General features: G+C 63.4%; 18 protein-coding genes. 13 read left to right on the top strand and 5 right to left on the bottom strand.

The features are described from left to right. Window positions 1–469 precede the first annotated feature (469 nt). From SBA_RS03950 to SBA_RS03920, 7 genes are all read left to right on the top strand, one after another. On the top strand, window positions 470–1,114 hold the full coding sequence (locus tag SBA_RS03950) for a glutathione S-transferase family protein (protein ID WP_261935964.1): 645 nt from the start codon (window positions 470–472) through the stop codon (window positions 1,112–1,114). A gap of 89 nt (window positions 1,115–1,203) precedes the next feature. Then, complete coding sequence (locus tag SBA_RS03945) at window positions 1,204–2,724, top strand: fumarate hydratase (RefSeq protein WP_261935963.1); 1,521 nt, start codon at window positions 1,204–1,206, stop codon at window positions 2,722–2,724. Window positions 2,725–2,846: 122 nt separating this feature from the next. After that, window positions 2,847–3,083, top strand: a complete 237-nt coding sequence (locus SBA_RS03940; protein ID WP_261935962.1) for a hypothetical protein — start codon at window positions 2,847–2,849, stop codon at window positions 3,081–3,083. A gap of 54 nt (window positions 3,084–3,137) precedes the next feature. Further along, window positions 3,138–4,193 carry a DUF3667 domain-containing protein gene (locus SBA_RS03935; protein WP_261935961.1) on the top strand — a complete coding sequence of 352 codons (1,056 nt, stop codon included), beginning with the start codon at window positions 3,138–3,140 and terminating at the stop codon, window positions 4,191–4,193. Between the two features lie 31 nt (window positions 4,194–4,224). Further along, window positions 4,225–5,142: a DMT family transporter gene (locus SBA_RS03930; protein WP_261935960.1), complete on the top strand. Its 918-nt coding sequence runs from the start codon at window positions 4,225–4,227 to the stop codon at window positions 5,140–5,142. A 97-nt stretch (window positions 5,143–5,239) separates the two neighbouring features. Then, on the top strand, window positions 5,240–6,601 hold the full coding sequence (locus SBA_RS03925) for a methyl-accepting chemotaxis protein (RefSeq protein WP_261935959.1): 1,362 nt from the start codon (window positions 5,240–5,242) through the stop codon (window positions 6,599–6,601). A 744-nt stretch (window positions 6,602–7,345) separates the two neighbouring features. Next, entirely contained in the window at window positions 7,346–8,563 is a 1,218-nt protein-coding gene (locus SBA_RS03920) for an MBL fold metallo-hydrolase (protein ID WP_261935958.1), read from the top strand. 3 nt (window positions 8,564–8,566) lie between these two features. On the opposite strand, the gene SBA_RS03915 is transcribed toward SBA_RS03920, so the two are convergent. The 5 genes from SBA_RS03915 to SBA_RS03895 all read right to left on the bottom strand — a co-directional run bounded on the left by SBA_RS03915 (window position 8,567) and on the right by SBA_RS03895 (window position 11,535). Beyond that, the gene (locus SBA_RS03915; protein ID WP_224546393.1) at window positions 8,567–9,094 is read right to left on the bottom strand and encodes a hypothetical protein; all 528 of its coding nucleotides are present in this window, start codon (window positions 9,092–9,094) and stop codon (window positions 8,567–8,569) included. Window positions 9,095–9,159: 65 nt separating this feature from the next. Beyond that, window positions 9,160–9,666: a DUF3617 domain-containing protein gene (locus SBA_RS03910; protein ID WP_261935957.1), complete on the bottom strand. Its 507-nt coding sequence runs from the start codon at window positions 9,664–9,666 to the stop codon at window positions 9,160–9,162. Window positions 9,667–9,765: 99 nt separating this feature from the next. Further along, window positions 9,766–10,059, bottom strand: coding sequence for an HNH endonuclease (locus SBA_RS03905; RefSeq protein WP_224546395.1), 294 nt, complete (start codon window positions 10,057–10,059; stop codon window positions 9,766–9,768). Then, window positions 10,037–10,951, bottom strand: coding sequence for a hypothetical protein (locus SBA_RS03900; RefSeq protein WP_261935956.1), 915 nt, complete (start codon window positions 10,949–10,951; stop codon window positions 10,037–10,039). Before SBA_RS03900 ends, SBA_RS03905 begins: the two co-directional genes overlap by 23 nt. A gap of 8 nt (window positions 10,952–10,959) precedes the next feature. After that, entirely contained in the window at window positions 10,960–11,535 is a 576-nt protein-coding gene (locus SBA_RS03895) for a DUF3617 domain-containing protein (RefSeq protein WP_261936677.1), read from the bottom strand. A gap of 61 nt (window positions 11,536–11,596) precedes the next feature. Here SBA_RS03895 and SBA_RS03890 point away from each other — a divergent pair, with 61 nt between their 5' ends. From SBA_RS03890 to SBA_RS03865, 6 genes are all read left to right on the top strand, one after another. Then, window positions 11,597–12,037 (top strand): DNA/RNA non-specific endonuclease, encoded by a 441-nt coding sequence (locus tag SBA_RS03890; protein WP_261935955.1) that lies wholly within the window; start codon window positions 11,597–11,599, stop codon window positions 12,035–12,037. Between the two features lie 195 nt (window positions 12,038–12,232). Continuing rightward, window positions 12,233–12,451: a hypothetical protein gene (locus tag SBA_RS25200; protein ID WP_315975795.1), complete on the top strand. Its 219-nt coding sequence runs from the start codon at window positions 12,233–12,235 to the stop codon at window positions 12,449–12,451. A 40-nt stretch (window positions 12,452–12,491) separates the two neighbouring features. Then, window positions 12,492–14,675 carry an excinuclease ABC subunit UvrB gene (gene uvrB, locus SBA_RS03880; protein ID WP_261935954.1) on the top strand — a complete coding sequence of 728 codons (2,184 nt, stop codon included), beginning with the start codon at window positions 12,492–12,494 and terminating at the stop codon, window positions 14,673–14,675. A 69-nt stretch (window positions 14,676–14,744) separates the two neighbouring features. Next, the gene (locus SBA_RS03875; protein WP_261935953.1) at window positions 14,745–15,173 is read left to right on the top strand and encodes a hypothetical protein; all 429 of its coding nucleotides are present in this window, start codon (window positions 14,745–14,747) and stop codon (window positions 15,171–15,173) included. Beyond that, window positions 15,170–15,457 (top strand): type II toxin-antitoxin system RelE/ParE family toxin, encoded by a 288-nt coding sequence (locus SBA_RS03870; protein WP_261935952.1) that lies wholly within the window; start codon window positions 15,170–15,172, stop codon window positions 15,455–15,457. Before SBA_RS03875 ends, SBA_RS03870 begins: the two co-directional genes overlap by 4 nt. Next, entirely contained in the window at window positions 15,411–15,746 is a 336-nt protein-coding gene (locus tag SBA_RS03865) for a HigA family addiction module antitoxin (protein WP_315975794.1), read from the top strand. Before SBA_RS03870 ends, SBA_RS03865 begins: the two co-directional genes overlap by 47 nt. The last annotated feature ends 4 nt before the right edge of the window (window positions 15,747–15,750 follow it).

Here is a 15,750-nt window from a genome sequence, read left to right as displayed (position 1 = left end):
CGGTCAAGCGGGTCGCGACAAGCCGCGCATCCTAGCATGAACCGCACCACTCCGGGGACGGAAAAGGGCCCAACCGAGCAATCGCAGGGACAAAAATCCCCCCGCACCGGAAAATCTGCCAGCGACGCAATCACAATCTGTTGGGTAACCCCCGTTAACCCGATACCACAGATAGTGCCATAGCCGGTTGCAGGCGCAAGAGGGTAAATGACAATTGAAAGACTCGGTTCGTCGCCGATCGGAGTCATTTCACCGCCTGGCGCGCGGGCGACGCATGGACTTGCCTTGCCCCCAAAAAAGGCAAGAGAGATATGCAGGCTGAAAAATAAATTTCGCTTGTCAGCCAAATTGAGACGAAGGTCTAAAGGGTTGCGACCCTCGATCGCCAATGCCGCCCGTCATGGCCGGGGCGCGCTATGCCGGATATGGCCAGATGCGCAGGATGCTGCGGATGTGCGGAGGATGTTCGATGATTCTCTATTACCACCCCCTCTCCTCCTATTGCTGGAAGGTGCTGATCGCCTTCTACGAAAATGGCGCGCCCTTTGCGGGCCGGATGCTGGAGGATGGAGAGGTCGCGCAGGAGTGGATGGCGCTGTGGCCGATCGGCAAATTCCCGCTGCTGCACGATCCGGCCAGGAACGCCACGATCGGCGAGGCGAGCGTCATCATCGAATATCTCGCCCAGCATGAAGCCGGCACCTTTCGCCCCATCCCCGCCGATCCCGATGCGGCGCTGGAGGTGCGGCTGATGGATCGATTGTTCGACAATTATGTGATGGCGCCGATGCAGGCGATCGTGGCCGACCGGCTGCGGCCCGAAGAACAGCGCGACTCGTTGGGCGTGACGCAGGCACGCGATTTGCTGGCCAAGGCCTATGCGCTGATCGAGGCGCGAATGGCCGGGCGGCGCTGGGCGGTGGGCGAAGCCTTCACCCTGGCCGACTGCGCCGCCGCCCCGGCGCTGTTCTACGTCGACAGGATCGTGCCGCTAACGCCGGACTTTCCGGGGCTGGCGGCCTATCTGGCGCGGCTGGGGGCGCGACCGAGCGTCGCCCGCGTGCTGGAGGAGAAGCAGCCCTGGTGGCACCTCTTCCCCTTTGCGGACGGCTGATGCTGGACTTGGGGCCGATTACGCACTAGCCGCTGCCCCTTGCAGGGACCGGCCGTGCAGAGGCTGGCCGCACATAAGGACCAGGGTAGATGACGCTCATCAAAACCGCCGACCTGATCGAGAGCGTCGCCGACGCGCTCCAATTCATCAGCTATTATCATCCGATGGATTATATCCGCGCGCTGGGCAAAGCCTATGACGCCGAAGCCAATCCGGCGGCCAAGGACGCGATCGCGCAGATCCTGACCAACAGCCGCATGTGCGCGGAGGGGCATCGCCCGATCTGCCAGGACACCGGCATCGTCAACATCTTCATCAAATGGGGTATGGACTGCCGCCTGGACGACAATAGCCGTTCCATGCAGGACATCGTCGATGACGGCGTGCGCAAGGCCTATCTGAACCCCGAAAACCGCCTGCGCGCCTCCATCCTGCGCGATCCGGCCTTCGCCCGCCAGAATACCAAGGACAATACGCCCTGCGTGCTGAACGTGGAAATGGTGCCGGGGAACACAGTGACGGTAGACGTGGCGGCCAAGGGCGGCGGCTCGGAGAACAAGACCAAGTTCAAGATGATGAACCCCAGCGATTCGATCGTCGACTGGGTGCTGGAGATGATCCCGCAGATGGGCGCGGGCTGGTGCCCGCCCGGCATGTTGGGCATCGGCATCGGCGGCACCGCGGAAAAGGCGGTAGCGCTGGCCAAGGAAAGCCTGATGGAGCCCATCGACATGGGCGAACTCAAGCTCCGCGGGCCGCAGAACAAGATCGAGGAGATGCGGATCGAGATTTTCGACAAGGTCAATGCGCTGGGCATCGGCGCGCAGGGCCTGGGCGGCCTGTCCACCATCCTGGACGTCAAGATTTACGACTATCCCTGCCATGCGGCGGGCAAGCCGGTGGCGATGATCCCCAATTGCGCTGCCACCCGCCACGCCCATTTCACGCTGGACGGCTCCGGCCCGGCCTATCTGGAAGCGCCCAGGATTTCGCAATGGCCGCAGGTCGACTGGAAGCCGAGCAAGGAAGCGATCAGCGTCGATCTCAACACGCTGACGCCCGAAATCGTGCAGAGCTGGAAACATGGCGACCGGCTGCTGCTGAACGGCAAGATGCTGACCGGCCGCGACGCCGCGCACAAGCGGATCAAGGACATGCTGGCCAAGGGCGAGAGCCTGCCAGTCGATTTCAAGGGCCGCGTCATCTATTATGTCGGCCCGGTCGATCCGGTGCGCGACGAGGTGGTCGGCCCGGCCGGCCCGACCACCGCGACCCGCATGGACAGCTTCATGGACATGATGCTGGAACAGGGGCTGCTGGGCTGCGTCGGCAAGGCCGAGCGCGGCGTGGCGGCGACGGAAAGCATCGCCAAGCATAAGAGCGCCTATCTGATGGCGGTCGGCGGCGCGGCCTATCTGGTCGCGCGCGCGATCAAGGGCGCCAAGGTCGTCGGCTTCGAAGATCTGGGCATGGAGGCGATCTACGAGTTCGATGTCCAGGACATGCCGGTGACCGTGGCGGTCGACAGCGAAGGGCAGAATGTCCACCGCCTCGCCCCGCTGGTGTGGCAGGAAAAGATCAAGCGCGAGAAACTGCTCGAAGGCGCGTAAGTTTCTCCTCCTCCCCATCACAAGATGGGGAGGAGGAGAAACTGGCTGATCTTGGTTAACCGGCAGGAACCAGCCCCCTTGCCCTGCATTGTCACCGGCACCCTCATGCCGGAGCATCGCCCATGTCCTTCACCCAGCTCGACCCGCCCCTGCCCGTCCATGTCGAAGGCAAGGGGAAGGGCTATGCCCTGGCGGTCATCGACTATGGGCAGGAACATAATCTGATCTGGGTGACGGGCCTGAGCGATACCGGCGAAATCTGGTGCGCCCCCAATCCGCTGGTGCGGCTGGAGGCGAACTGGACGATGGGGCGGCAGGGCCTGCCGCATGGCCTGCCGCCGGGCACCAAGCCGAGTTGATATCGACGCAAGCCGTCTGGTGTCCGCCCCATAGCCCTGATATCCTCCGGTCCCATGACGGGGGAAATCGAAGCGGCGGGTGATGCGATCACCGGGGGGATGCTGGCGCGCGCGGTGGAGCCGGGCCATGGGGAGGCCCATGCGGCCGGCCATGGCGCCTGCCGCAATTGCGGCGCGACCATTCACGGCAATTATTGCGCACAATGCGGGCAGGCGGCACATCTGCATCGCAGCTTCGCCGCGATCGGCCATGACCTGGCCCATGGCGTGCTGCATTTCGAGGGCAAGATCTGGACCACCCTGCCCGAACTGGCGCTGCGGCCGGGCCATCTGACGCGGCGCTATATCCATGGCGAGCGGGCGAAATTCGTGTCGCCCTTCGCCCTGTTCCTGTTCAGCGCCTTCCTGATGTACGCGATCTTCTCCTTCACCAGTCATGGGCCGGAGGGCAAGGCGCAAGGCGTCAGGATGAACAGGGAAGCGCAGGCCGAACTGCGCAAGGAGCAGGACAAGGCCGACGCCGACATCCGCAAGATCGAGGCGAAGCTGGCGCAGCCGGGCATTTCCGCCGGCCGCAAGGAGGCCTTGACCGAAAATCTGACAGAGGCGCGGGAGGAGCGCGACGGGTTGACGCTGGCGAGCGGCATCACCGATTCGCTGCGGGGCGAAGGCATGAGCGGCGGGGTGGCGCAGACCGTGGGCAAGACCATCAGCGCCGCGGCCAAGAACCCCGAATTCGCTTATTACAAGCTCAAGGCCAACGCCTATAAATTCTCCTGGGCGCTGATCCTGATTTCGTTGCCCTTCATCTGGCTGCTCTTCCCCTTCAGCCGCCGCTACAAGATGTACGACCATGCGATCTACATCACCTATTCGATCGCCTTCATGTCGCTGCTCTTTTCGCTGTCGATGATCCTCACGACCGTCCATGCGACCAGCGGGCTGGTGACGCTGGCGCTGCTGCTCTTCGCCACCTGGCACATGTATCGCCAGTTCAAGGACGCCTATGCCCTGTCGCGCAGGGGCGCATTGTGGCGACTGCCCCTGCTCTACGGCTTCGCCTGCGTGTCGCTGTCGCTGTTCTTCACCTTCCTGGTGATGATGGGGTGACGTGGGGGCGGGACGCGCTATAGCGCCCGCGATGATCACATCCCCGATCTGGTTGCCCGCGACGCTGGTCGCCGGGGCCGTGCAGGCGTGGCGCACCGCGATCCAGCGGCGCGTCAGCCACAGCCTGTCGATCAATGCCGCAGGGCTGGTGCGCTATCTGTACGGCATCCCCTTCACCCTGCTGCTGCTGGGCGGCTATGCCCTGCTCTTCGCTGCGCGACCGCCGGCGATCGAGGCCGATTTCCTGCTCTTCTGCGTCGGCGGCGGGCTGGCGCAGATCGTCGCCACGAACTTGCTGATCGCCGCGTTCCACCATCGCAATTTCGTCGTCGGCACTGCATATTCCAAGACCGAGGCGGTGCAGGGTGCCGTCCTCTCCTTCCTTTTGCTGGGGGAACGGCTGCACCCGCTGGCCTGGGCCGGGATCGGCTGCGGCGTGATCGGGGTGATGCTGCTGTCCACCGGGGGCAGGCGGATAGGGCCGGGGGATTTTCTGCGCGCGCTGGGGCAACCGGCGGCCAAGGCCGGCATCGCGTCGGGCTTCTTCTTCGCGCTGACCGCGATCGGCATCCGCCGGGCGACGCAGGCGGTGGGCGGGGACGACCGCATTCTCGCCGCGCTGCTGGTGCTGGTCGCTACGGTGCTGGTCCAGACGCTGATGCAGGGCGCCTGGCTGATGACGCGCGAGCCGGGCGAGATGCGGCGGGTGCTTGCAAGCTGGCGGGTATCGGGTCAGGTTGGCTTGCTGTCCGCGCTGGGCAGCGCCTGCTGGTTCACCGGCTTCGCCACCGCACCGGTGGCGCTGGTGCGGATCGTGGGCCAGGTCGAAGTCGCCTTCACCATGGCGTTCGGCCATTTCTACCTGAAGGAGCGGATGCGGCGGAGCGAGGCGGCGGGCCTGCTGCTGGTGGTGAGCGGCGTGGCGCTGGCGCTGGCGGGCGCGCTGTGAGCCGCGCGCCCCAGCGCTAAGCTTTCCTTTACCATGGCCTGCTAGCCCTTCCCATGTGGGAAAAGAAGCGCACTCCGAGAACGTCGCCCGAGCGGTGATGAAGGTCGCCAAATTGTCTGGCGACCTGGGCATCCGCACGCTCGATCTGCAAGCGGACATCAGCGAACTGGCCGACCGGGTGACGCACCAGGCCCGCACGATCGAGGCGATCAGCGGCGCGGCGGCGCAATTGTCGCGCGACGGCGACAGCGTGGCGATGGCAGGCCAGGAAGCGCGCGCGCAGGCGGTGGCCGCCCGTGGCATCATCGACGATTCGGGGCGGCAACTGTCCGCGGCCAACCATAATTTCGTCGATCTGATCGAACAGGTGAAGCAGGTCCACAGCCGGCTGGACGGTTTCGGCGAGGCGCTCAAGACCGTGGCCCATGTCACCAGCGTCATCAGCGGCATCGCCAGCCAGACCAATCTGCTCGCGCTCAACGCCACGATCGAGGCCGCGCGCGCCGGCGATGCGGGACGCGGTTTCGCCGTGGTCGCGTCCGAAGTGAAGAAACTGGCGCAGGAGACCGCGGCGGCGACCCATACGATCGAACAGTCGATCGCGGCGCTGACCGGCGAGGCGGGCGGGATACTGGCCAGCATCACCCATGGCGCGCAGACCGCGCGCACCGCGCTCAACGACACCAAGAATATCGAGAATCTGGTCGATCGGCTGGGTACGCTGATGCAGGGCCTGTCGCACAATAGCGAGGCGGTGGCCGAGCGCATTGCCTCGATGGTGGGTTCCGCGGGCGAGATTCGCGGCGGGCTGGCGGCGCTCGCCAGCACGTCCACCGACAATGCCGACGGGCTCCAGCGCCTGTCGGGCCGCGTTTCCACCGCCAGCGACGACACCAACGAACTGCTGCAATATCTCGCCGAAAGTGGTGTCGATATTCCCGATTCGCCCTATATCCGCTTCAGCCTGGAGAGCGCGCAGCAGGTCAGCGACGCGATCGAACGCGCGATCGACGAAGGTAGGATCAGCGAAGCGGCGATCTTCAGCGACTATTATGCGCCGATCACCGGCACCAACCCGCCGCTCTTCACCCATCCGGTGCAGGATGCGATGTTGCCCGCCGCCCGCGCCGCGCAGGAAAAGGCCCGCGGCTTTCCCGGCCTGTTCGGCATGACCTTCACCGATCGCAACGCCTATGGCGCGGTCGCCATGCCCGAACGCGCGCAGCAGCAGCGCCCCGGCGACGAAACCTGGAACCTGGAATATGCGCGCCAGGGCGTAATCTTCGATTTCCCCGATACCCGCGAACAGGCGAAGATCACAAAACCCTTCTGCATCAAGGCCTATCGCCGCCTGACCGCGCAGGGCGACGTCATCCTTTTGAAACAGGTGATCGCGTCCATCCATGTGAAGGGCCGCCATTGGGGCATATTGCAGATGGCCTATCAGGACCAGAGCTGAGGCAGCGGGCCAAGAGTTGCGCGCGTTGCAGCGTATTGGGGGCGACGAAAACGACCAAAGCGGGTCGTTCAATTGCAAATAAATCAATTCCAGGACCAAACTAAGCAGGATTTAGTTCCGGTGCATATAGGGGTTCAGGAACAGTCCACGCAGAAGGCAAATCTGAAAAGTTACCCCACAGGTTCCACTTTACATTAGCCACATCGAACGACGCCAGTCCCCATTGGGGCGGATCAGGCCAGCCAAACCAATCCCGATCAATCAAAAACAAGACTTCATTTCCAAATTCGGCGACGAACCCCGTTCCCATCTTTCGCGTCCAATCGTGGTCGTCTCCGAGTGCAGATATGGCGGGCCAGTCGTTTAAGCCCGCGCGCCGCCAAGTAAGTGGCCAGCTTGCGCGTTCGCAATACCCCTTCTTCATAGAACGAGATCGCAAAAAGCCCGACTTCCATGGGTTTGATTCCCAAAACATTTGCGATTGGACCTCTTGTATCCGGTTCGCCTCTTTATGCTCCTAAAGCGGACAGACTGCTACCCACCCCGTTTTCGTCATTCCCGCGCAGGCGGGAACCCATCTCCCAACCTCTCGACACGACCCGAAGGCTGGAGATGGCCCCCCGCCTGCGCGGGGATGACGGTATAGGGATGGGGCGTCCCCTTCCCACCCATAGGCGACCTTCCGCCCTTGCCCCATCCTCGCCTTGCGCTATGTCGCTGGAAATCATCAACGCGGGAGCAGCCATGGGTCGCCTTGTCAGCATCGTCCAGGGGATAGGGATCGCGCTGCTGTTCGCCGTCATCGGCCTGTGCCTGGCGATCACATGTCTGCCGCCCTTCCTGGACCGCATCTATTATCAGGGACCGGTGAGCCGCCATTATGACGGCGCGCATTTCTTCAATCCCGATGGCGCGATCGAAAGCCCCGCCCCGCCCGGCACCAGTCGGCAGGGATTCATCGCGCGCTGGCTGATCGGCCATGACGACCGGCCGGAATGGCCGCTGGGGATCGCGGTCAAGCCCGCGCGTCCCGCCCCCTTTGCCGCGCCGCGCGGCATGGTGGCGACCTGGGTCGGCCATGCGACCGTGCTGGTGCAGGCGGCGGGGCTCAACATCCTGACCGATCCGATCTGGTCCGACTATGCCAGCCCCCTCCCCCCGCTCGGCCCGAAGCGGATCGCGCAGCCGGGCATAAAGTTCGACGACCTGCCGAAAATCGACCTGATCCTGCTCAGCCACGATCATTACGACCATATGGACCTGCCCACGCTCAAGCGGCTGTGGGAGCGGGACCGGCCCAAGATCGTCACCAGCCTGGGCAATGACACGATCCTGAAGGCGCACGGCATTCCGGCGACGGCGCTGGACTGGGGCCAGTCGGTCAGCGGCGCGGCCTTGAACGGACTGGCGCCGCAAGCGGTGATCCAGTGCGGCAGTTACGAACATTGTCCCGACTATCAGGTGCATGTGACCCGCAACCATCATTGGGGCAGCCGCTGGGGCACGGACCGCAACCGGGCGCTCTGGTCGAGCTTCGTGATCGAAACGCGGGCGGGCAATATCTTCTTCGCCGGCGACACCGGCGCGGGCGACATGGGCTGGCCCATGCAAGCGCGGCGCTATGGCCCGATCCGGCTGGCATTGATCCCGATCGGCGCATTCCGGTTCTGGAAGGGGCAGATGCAGTCGGACGCGCATATCGGCCCATTGCAGGCGGTGGACGTATTCCGGCGACTGGGCGCGTCGACCGCGATCCCGATCCACTGGGGCACGTTCCGCCTGTCCTACGAACAATGGGACACGCCGCCCCGGATGCTGGAACTGGCGCTGCGCTGCGCGGGGATCGCGCGCAAGCGCTTCGCCCCGCTGCGCATCGGCCAGTCGCTGCCGGTGCCGACCGTCAGCCCGGTGCCGATCGGGCCGAAGCGATGCGACGAACGGGCGATCCGGGCGCTGGAATGAGGATCAGCAGTCCCCGGTGCGTTCGATCGTGCGGCGCAGGCGGAAGACGGCGCTATGGGTGTTGCCCGACGGTTCGGGAATGCGCGCGATGCTCTGGATGTCGAGGCGGATATAGGTCGCGCCCATCGCGCCTTCGACCCGGACGGTCGGGGTCACCGCGGTCGCGCCCCAAGTGCGCGGCGCGCAGCGGGCAAGGCCGGATACGCTATGCCCTTCCAGGGTCCATTCCTCCAGGCTGCAATCGGGCAGGCGCGCCGCGATCAGCCGGGTCGCCTCGTCCCGATTGCGCAGCCGCGGTTCGCCGCACAGCTCCTCCGTCCTGGTCGCCTGCGCCAGTTGCGCGTGCAGGCCTGGCGGCACATCCTCCAGCGGCACCGAACGATCGTCCAGCGTCACCCCGATCGCCCGCGTCTCGTCGCGCCAATGGCCCAGGCGCGGCGGATTGTCGGGATCGTCCACCTGGCGCGCGCAGTCCGTCAGGGCGCCGGTCGCCAGCAGCCCTGCCATCAACGTCCATCCGACCCGCCGCATCGCCCTTCCCCTCATCTGGCCGATGCACAGTGGGGGCGGGCGATTACCGAAAGCCTAACGGGCCGTCAGCCGGCCTTGGGACAATCCCCCACCCGCTTGCCGGTGACGTCATGCGTCGTGCGCAACACCGCGCTGCCACCCTGCATCTTGGTCATCGTGGTGCCCAGGGTCAGCGTGTCGGCGGTATAATTGCCCTCCACCACGATTTCCGAGGTGCCGGTCCCGGCGGTGCAGGACAGGGTGGCGATCAACCGCCCCTTGCGCACCATCTGGTCCTTGTAGCTGCAGGCCGTGCCTTCCTTGCCCGCCAGCGCGTTCGCGTCGGGCAAGCCCTTTGCGTCCACGGCGATGCACAATTTCTCCTCGCCGATCTGCTTGAGCGCCGCCTGATATTCGGCGGGCGTGACGGTGGGGGTGTTGTAGCCGGTGGTCTTGCGGGTGATCGTCCATTCGCCCGCCTGCATCAGCACCGGCGCTTCCTCCGCCTGGGGCGCGGGGACCGGATCGCCGCCACAGGCGCCAAGGCCGAGGGCCAATCCGAGCGGCACCGCCGCCAGCAGTTTCATGCGCATATCCTCGTCCCCTGTTTTTGACGCCGTTCTCTGATCGGAACGGCAGGAGGCTCTACCCGCCGACGCCAAAGCGCAAGCGGAAATGACGCCTGCGCGCGATTATCGGCGGCGGTGGGTGGGGGCGTGGAAATCGGCTGGCTTGTCGGCGACCCAGGCCAGGAAGCGGGCGATGGCGGGATGCGTGCGCAGGGCGGCGGCATCGCCATAGGCGCGTGCCAGATCGGCGTTGGGCAGGGTCGCGTGAATGACGCGATGACAGATCGGATGGAGCGGCACCGTGTCGCGCCCGCCCCGGCTTTTGGGCAGCGGATGGTGCCACTCTACCCGGCGGCCCAGCGGACGGGCGCAGAGCCAGCAGGCGGCGGGCGCCTCAGTCGGCAGGGCCGGTCCCATCCTCGTCCACCAGCGCCTTCACCAGATGGCCGCGCTGGCTGCGGCCGAACCGGTTGAGCGGCAGGTCGTACAGTTCGATCAGAAAGCGCCGGTCCCAATCGGTAAGATTGCGCGCCCGGTCCTGTAGCGCGAACAGGTTGAGGACGGACGGCACCGGCGGCTGCGCCTTGCCCCGCACTTCGGCCAATCCGACGAAGGCGGCATAGTCGGCGGCGGCATTGAGCGACACGCCCTCCGCGCGATGGACATCGATGACGACGGTCGCGGCTGACAGGATGCGGACCGCCTGGGTACGGATCAGGCTGGAGGCGAAGGAGCCGCCCATCGGCACGCCGTCGGGCAGCATGGAAGACCCCGATTCGCTATTGCCGCCCGTGACCGGAGACGGGGTCGCCCCGGTCATTGCGCCGTCGCCCGACCCGATACCGATCGTATACCACCAGCGGATCGGCGCATCGCTTTCCAGCAGCGCGCGGCGTTCCGGCCCCTCCACCTGCGCCATGCGGCTGGGACGCCTGTCGTTGATGATGGCGACCATATCCTTGCCATCGCTGACGAAGGCGACCAGCAAATTGGTGTCGCAATCCGTCTTCGCCAGCGGCGCGCCGATCGTCCTGATGGTCGCGCGCAGCCGGTCGGTCACGATCCGGCCATGATCCGGCGACAGGCCCATCACCTTGGGGCAGATGCCTTCCACCCAGCGGGCGACGCTGCGGTCGCCCTGCACAACGCCCAGCTTGCGCACGAAATCATTGGCCTTGGCGCGGACTTGCTCGCGGGTCAGGCGCTGGCCCTCGACCACGATCATGTCGCCATCCTGGGCCGGCTGGGCCGAAGCGGCGGCAGACGCCAGCCCGGCGAGCCACAAGGTGGCGGACGCGCAAGCCGCCAATCGCCGTCTCATTCGCCCTGCGTGCAACGGTCCGCGATCCATTTGCCCTCCGACCGGGCGGTCATCGCCATGGTCATGCCCTGCGGGCCGCCCACCATCTTCATATCCATGTCCATCGCATAGGTTTCAGGCGCATAGACGCCGGACATGGTCGCGTTCATCGTGCCGCCCTGCGACTTGCACGACACCTGCCCCTTCACCGTGCCGCCCTTCGCCTCGAAGCCGCCATAGGTGCAGTTCTCATTCTCCTGTCCGGCGAACATTTCTCCGCTCGGATTGGCGGCCTGCTCGGGCGTGACGCAATATTTGAGCGATGTCTGGTTCATCGCGCTCTTCATCTGATCCTTCATGTTCGCCGGGGCGCCGGGCATGTTGCCAAGGTCCAGATCCTTGACAGTGAAGCGGCCCTCCCACTGGCCGGGCCTGAGTTGCACCTTATCGACCTGCGCCTTCACCTCCTGCTTGCTCATGGCGTCGGTGGCTGCGATCTCGCCCGTCTTGTCGCCGGGTTTGTCGCCGGGCTTGTCGCTACAGGCGGCGACGCTGGCGGTCACCAGCAGGAGCGTCAAAAATGTCCGGCGCATCATCATTCCTCCCTGTTTCCGTGTTCTTACGCCGATCATAACAGCGCCACGCGCAGGTTCAATGACGGGACGCAAGGGTTATTTGTTCTTTATTTGTTCCTATTGGCCTGCTACAGCAACGGCGTCTAGCTTTAGGGAGAGTTTTGATGCGGCGGACTTCGCCGGGCGAACTGACGTCTTTCAGGCACAGGCTGGCAAGCCCGACCGGCTTGGCGATGATGATGGGGGTCATTTCATCGCTGCTCGCTTCAATGGGCCCAGCGACAGCTTCAATCATTTCGCCCAGAATGCAAACTTCAACCGTGGCAGCTATCGCGTCATGGAAGATTCATGGGCTAAGGAATTGCACGCCGGGCATAAGGTGTTCGTGGATATCGAACCACTTTATGAAGGAACTTCGCAACGGCCCTATCACCTTATCGTCGCATGGTACGTCGATGGTAGAAAGTCCTTCAAAGAATTCCCGAACGAAGCGAAAGGCGCCGAAGATGCCAAAAGATAAGTTCGACATTCTGGGACCGCTTTACAACGAAATCGGCGTGGAGCTGTTCACCTCGTCGGCGGCGATCCCGATGGCATTTTCCTCTACGTGGAAGTCGGTGACCGATGGATCAGCCCCAATGTCTTCAAGGATGAAGGACATCAGATCCGGAATATCGACGGTAGCAGGCTTCTTTCCGATCTTCTTTGGGAAGCCTTGTCCGCTGAGTCGGAGGAAGGCGGGATCAAGCGCTGGTCGATCCTGGAATATGAGATCAAAGATGGAAAGTTCGAGATCAACTACCGCTATCCCGACGAGGTGGATGTCGAAGTGATCGATGACGAACGCCGCCAGACCGCCCTACGCGCCCGTTTCGGCGACAAGCCGGTGGTCTATCCGCCGATGCCCAAGACCGCGTTTGAACTGAAGCCCTGATCCCGATTGCGCCTGCGCGCAAAGGCACCATATTCGTCCCATGGCCATTCAGATCCGCACCACGCTCGATGAACCGGAAACCGGGGAAGGATTCGTGCCCCATCGCCCGGCCCGCCCCGAAAAGAGCGAGGGCGGCCGGCCATTCACCCTGGTGAGCGATTACGAGCCCTCGGGCGACCAGCGCACGGCGATCCCCGAACTGGTGGAGCAGGCGCTGGCCGGTGAGAAGGACCAGGTGCTGCTGGGCGTCACCGGCTCCGGCAAGACCTTCACCATGGCCAAGGTGATCGAGGCGTTGCAGCGGCCTGCGCTTATATTGGCGCCGAACAAGATTCTCGCGGCGCAACTCTATGGCGAGTTCAAGAGCTTCTTCCCAGACAATGCGGTCGAATATTTCGTCAGCTATTACGACTATTACCAGCCCGAAGCCTATGTCGCGCGGTCGGACACCTATATCGAGAAGGAATCCAGCGTAAACGAGAGCATCGACCGGATGCGCCATTCGGCGACCCGCGCGCTGCTGGAGCGGGACGATGTCATCATCGTCGCGTCCGTTTCCTGCCTCTATGGCATCGGATCGGTCGAAACCTATTCGGCCATGACCTTTTCGATGAAGAAGGGCGGGATCGAGGACCAGCGCGAGATCATCCGCAAGCTGGTCGCGCTCCAGTATAAGCGCAACGATGCGGGCTTCGCGCGCGGCAATTTCCGCGTAAAGGGCGACAATCTGGAGATTTTCCCGTCCCATTATGAGGATACCGCCTGGCGCATCAGCTTCTTTGGCAACGAGATTGAGGAGATTGTCGAGTTCGATCCCTTGAGCGGCAAGAAGGTGGCGAGCCTCGACTATGTGAAGGTCTTTCCCAACAGCCACCATGTGACGCCCGGCCCGACGCTGAAGCAGGCGATGGAGGCGATCCGCTTCGAACTGACCGAGCGGCTGAAGGAACTGGAGGCGGAGGGCAAGCTGCTGGAGGCGCAGAGGCTGGAGCAGCGCACCAATTTCGACCTGGAGATGATCGCGGCCACCGGCAGTTGCGCGGGGATCGAGAATTACAGTCGCTTCCTGACCGGTCGCCTGCCGGGCGAGCCGCCGCCGACCCTGTTCGAATATCTGCCCGAAAATGCGCTGCTGTTCGTAGACGAAAGCCACCAGACCGTGCCGCAGATCGGCGCGATGGCACGCGGCGACCATCGGCGCAAGATCACGCTGGCCGAATATGGCTTCCGCCTGCCAAGCTGCATCGACAACCGGCCGCTGCGCTTCAACGAATGGGACGCGATGCGGCCGCAGACGGTCAGCGTCTCGGCCACCCCCGGCCCGTGGGAGATGAACCAGACCGGCGGCGTGTTCAGCGAGCAGGTGATCCGCCCCACCGGCCTGATCGACCCGCCGGTCGAGATCAAGCCGGTCGAGGACCAGGTCGACGACCTGATCAACGAATGCCGCAAGGTGGCGGCGCAGGGGTATCGCACGCTCGTCACCACCCTGACCAAGCGGATGGCCGAGGATTTGACCGAGTTCATGCACGAGGCGGGGATCAAGGTCCGCTACATGCACAGCGACGTCGAGACGCTGGAGCGTATCGAACTGATCCGCGATTTGCGGCTGGGCGTCTATGACGTGCTGATCGGCATCAACCTGCTGCGCGAGGGGCTGGACATTCCCGAATGCGGGCTGGTGGCGATATTGGATGCGGACAAGGAAGGGTTCCTGCGCTCCGAAACCTCACTGATCCAGACGATCGGCCGCGCGGCGCGTAATGTCGAGGGGCGGGTGATCCTCTATGCCGATCGCATCACCGGCAGCATGGAGCGCGCGCTCAACGAAACCGGGCGGCGGCGCGAGAAGCAGGAAGCCTATAATCTGGAGCACGGCATCACGCCGACCACGATAAAACGCAATATCGGCGACATCATCGCCCATGTGTCGAGCCGCGATCAGGTGACGGTCGATACCGGGCTGGACGATCGGCCGCATCTGGTGGGCCATAATCTGCGCGCCTATATCGAGGATCTGGAAAAGAAGATGCGCGCGGCAGCGGCGGACCTGGAGTTCGAGGAAGCCGGGCGGATTCGCGACGAGATCAGGAAGCTGGAAGCGGAGGAGCTTGGGCTGCCGGCGCATGAGCAGGTTGCCGCGCCGCGCGGACGCGCGACCGAGGGCAAGCCGGGGACGCGGAAATTGCGGTACGGGAAGGTGCAGAAGAAGTTCGGGCGGTAAAATTCTAGAACTTTTTCTGGAAAGATCAAAACTGTTCTGATAAGATTGAAATCAGAATGGGATGGACCAATGCGCACGATCGAGATCAGCACAGACGTTTTTGCAAAGATTTGGGCGCAGCGGACTAATGGTGAAGAAAGCGAGAATCAGATTCTCCAGCGGTTGCTTGGCGTGCAAGATACCCACCCCACAAAACTGCACAATACCAAACCAAAACTGCTCAAGGTGAAGCGTAAAATCCTATGGCGTGACGATGTTCGGCAGGCATTGGAAATGTTGGGCGGTGCGGCTTCATTACGTGAGATATATGCAGAGGTTCGGAAAATGCGCCTTTCTGCGGGCCGAAGCCTCCCCCTCAATACAGACGCCATCATAAGAAGAGAGCTTGAATATAATAGTTCTGATGCTAGCGCATTCACTGGTAGCCGCGACTGGTTCCGAGCTGTCGAAGGAATTGGCGGAGGAAAATGGGCTCTGCGCGTCGAGAATGAGAAATGATCCGCTCATTCGCCGACCCTGAAACTGAAAAAGTCTGGCTTGGCCAACGCAGCCGCAAGCTGCCGCCAGACATTCAGCAGACGGCGCGGCGGAAGTTGCGGCAAATCCACCGGACACTCAACCTCCACGATCTGCGCGTGCCTACGGGAAATCGGTTTGAGCAGTTGAAAGGCTTTACCCCTTCACGATATAGTCTGCGGATCAACGACCAGTGGCGCATCACGTTCGGCTGGTCAGATGGAGGCGCAGAGAATGTCCGGATCGAGGACTATCACAGAGGATGATGACCGGCTGGACAATATCCATCCCGGCTCCATCTTGCGCGAGGATTTTATGATCGGCAGCGATGTCCCTATCGATGAAGTCATCAAAGGGGCTGGCATCACGCATGACCGGCTAGAAGCAATTTTGGCGGAAATTGCGCCGATCGACGCCAATATCGACTTGCGGCTTGCCCGCTATTTCGGTGTAAGCGAAGGATTTTTCCTTGGCCTTCAGATCGATTACGATCTGGAGGAAGAGCGGCGCGCCCATGGTGATGACCTAGACCGCATAACGCGCCGCGCCGCCTGACCTC

Source organism: Sphingomonas bisphenolicum (assembly GCF_024349785.1).
Lineage (GTDB): Bacteria > Pseudomonadota > Alphaproteobacteria > Sphingomonadales > Sphingomonadaceae > Sphingobium > Sphingobium bisphenolicum.
Note: the sequence above shows the minus strand (reverse complement) of the source record. Positions and strands in the feature narration are given on the sequence as shown.

Coding starts and splice junctions, on each gene's coding strand:
- SBA_RS03950 (WP_261935964.1), top strand. CDS start 470: ATGATTCTCTATTACCACCCCCTCTCCTCCTATTGCTGGAAGGTGCTG.
- SBA_RS03945 (WP_261935963.1), top strand. CDS start 1,204: ATGACGCTCATCAAAACCGCCGACCTGATCGAGAGCGTCGCCGACGCG.
- SBA_RS03940 (WP_261935962.1), top strand. CDS start 2,847: ATGTCCTTCACCCAGCTCGACCCGCCCCTGCCCGTCCATGTCGAAGGC.
- SBA_RS03935 (WP_261935961.1), top strand. CDS start 3,138: ATGACGGGGGAAATCGAAGCGGCGGGTGATGCGATCACCGGGGGGATG.
- SBA_RS03930 (WP_261935960.1), top strand. CDS start 4,225: ATGATCACATCCCCGATCTGGTTGCCCGCGACGCTGGTCGCCGGGGCC.
- SBA_RS03925 (WP_261935959.1), top strand. CDS start 5,240: ATGAAGGTCGCCAAATTGTCTGGCGACCTGGGCATCCGCACGCTCGAT.
- SBA_RS03920 (WP_261935958.1), top strand. CDS start 7,346: ATGGGTCGCCTTGTCAGCATCGTCCAGGGGATAGGGATCGCGCTGCTG.
- SBA_RS03915 (WP_224546393.1), bottom strand. CDS start 9,094: ATGCGGCGGGTCGGATGGACGTTGATGGCAGGGCTGCTGGCGACCGGC.
- SBA_RS03910 (WP_261935957.1), bottom strand. CDS start 9,666: ATGCGCATGAAACTGCTGGCGGCGGTGCCGCTCGGATTGGCCCTCGGC.
- SBA_RS03905 (WP_224546395.1), bottom strand. CDS start 10,059: ATGGGACCGGCCCTGCCGACTGAGGCGCCCGCCGCCTGCTGGCTCTGC.
- SBA_RS03895 (WP_261936677.1), bottom strand. CDS start 11,535: ATGCGCCGGACATTTTTGACGCTCCTGCTGGTGACCGCCAGCGTCGCC.
- SBA_RS03890 (WP_261935955.1), top strand. CDS start 11,597: ATGACGGGACGCAAGGGTTATTTGTTCTTTATTTGTTCCTATTGGCCT.
- uvrB (WP_261935954.1), top strand. CDS start 12,492: ATGGCCATTCAGATCCGCACCACGCTCGATGAACCGGAAACCGGGGAA.
- SBA_RS03875 (WP_261935953.1), top strand. CDS start 14,745: ATGCGCACGATCGAGATCAGCACAGACGTTTTTGCAAAGATTTGGGCG.
- SBA_RS03870 (WP_261935952.1), top strand. CDS start 15,170: ATGATCCGCTCATTCGCCGACCCTGAAACTGAAAAAGTCTGGCTTGGC.
- SBA_RS03865 (WP_315975794.1), top strand. CDS start 15,411: ATGGAGGCGCAGAGAATGTCCGGATCGAGGACTATCACAGAGGATGAT.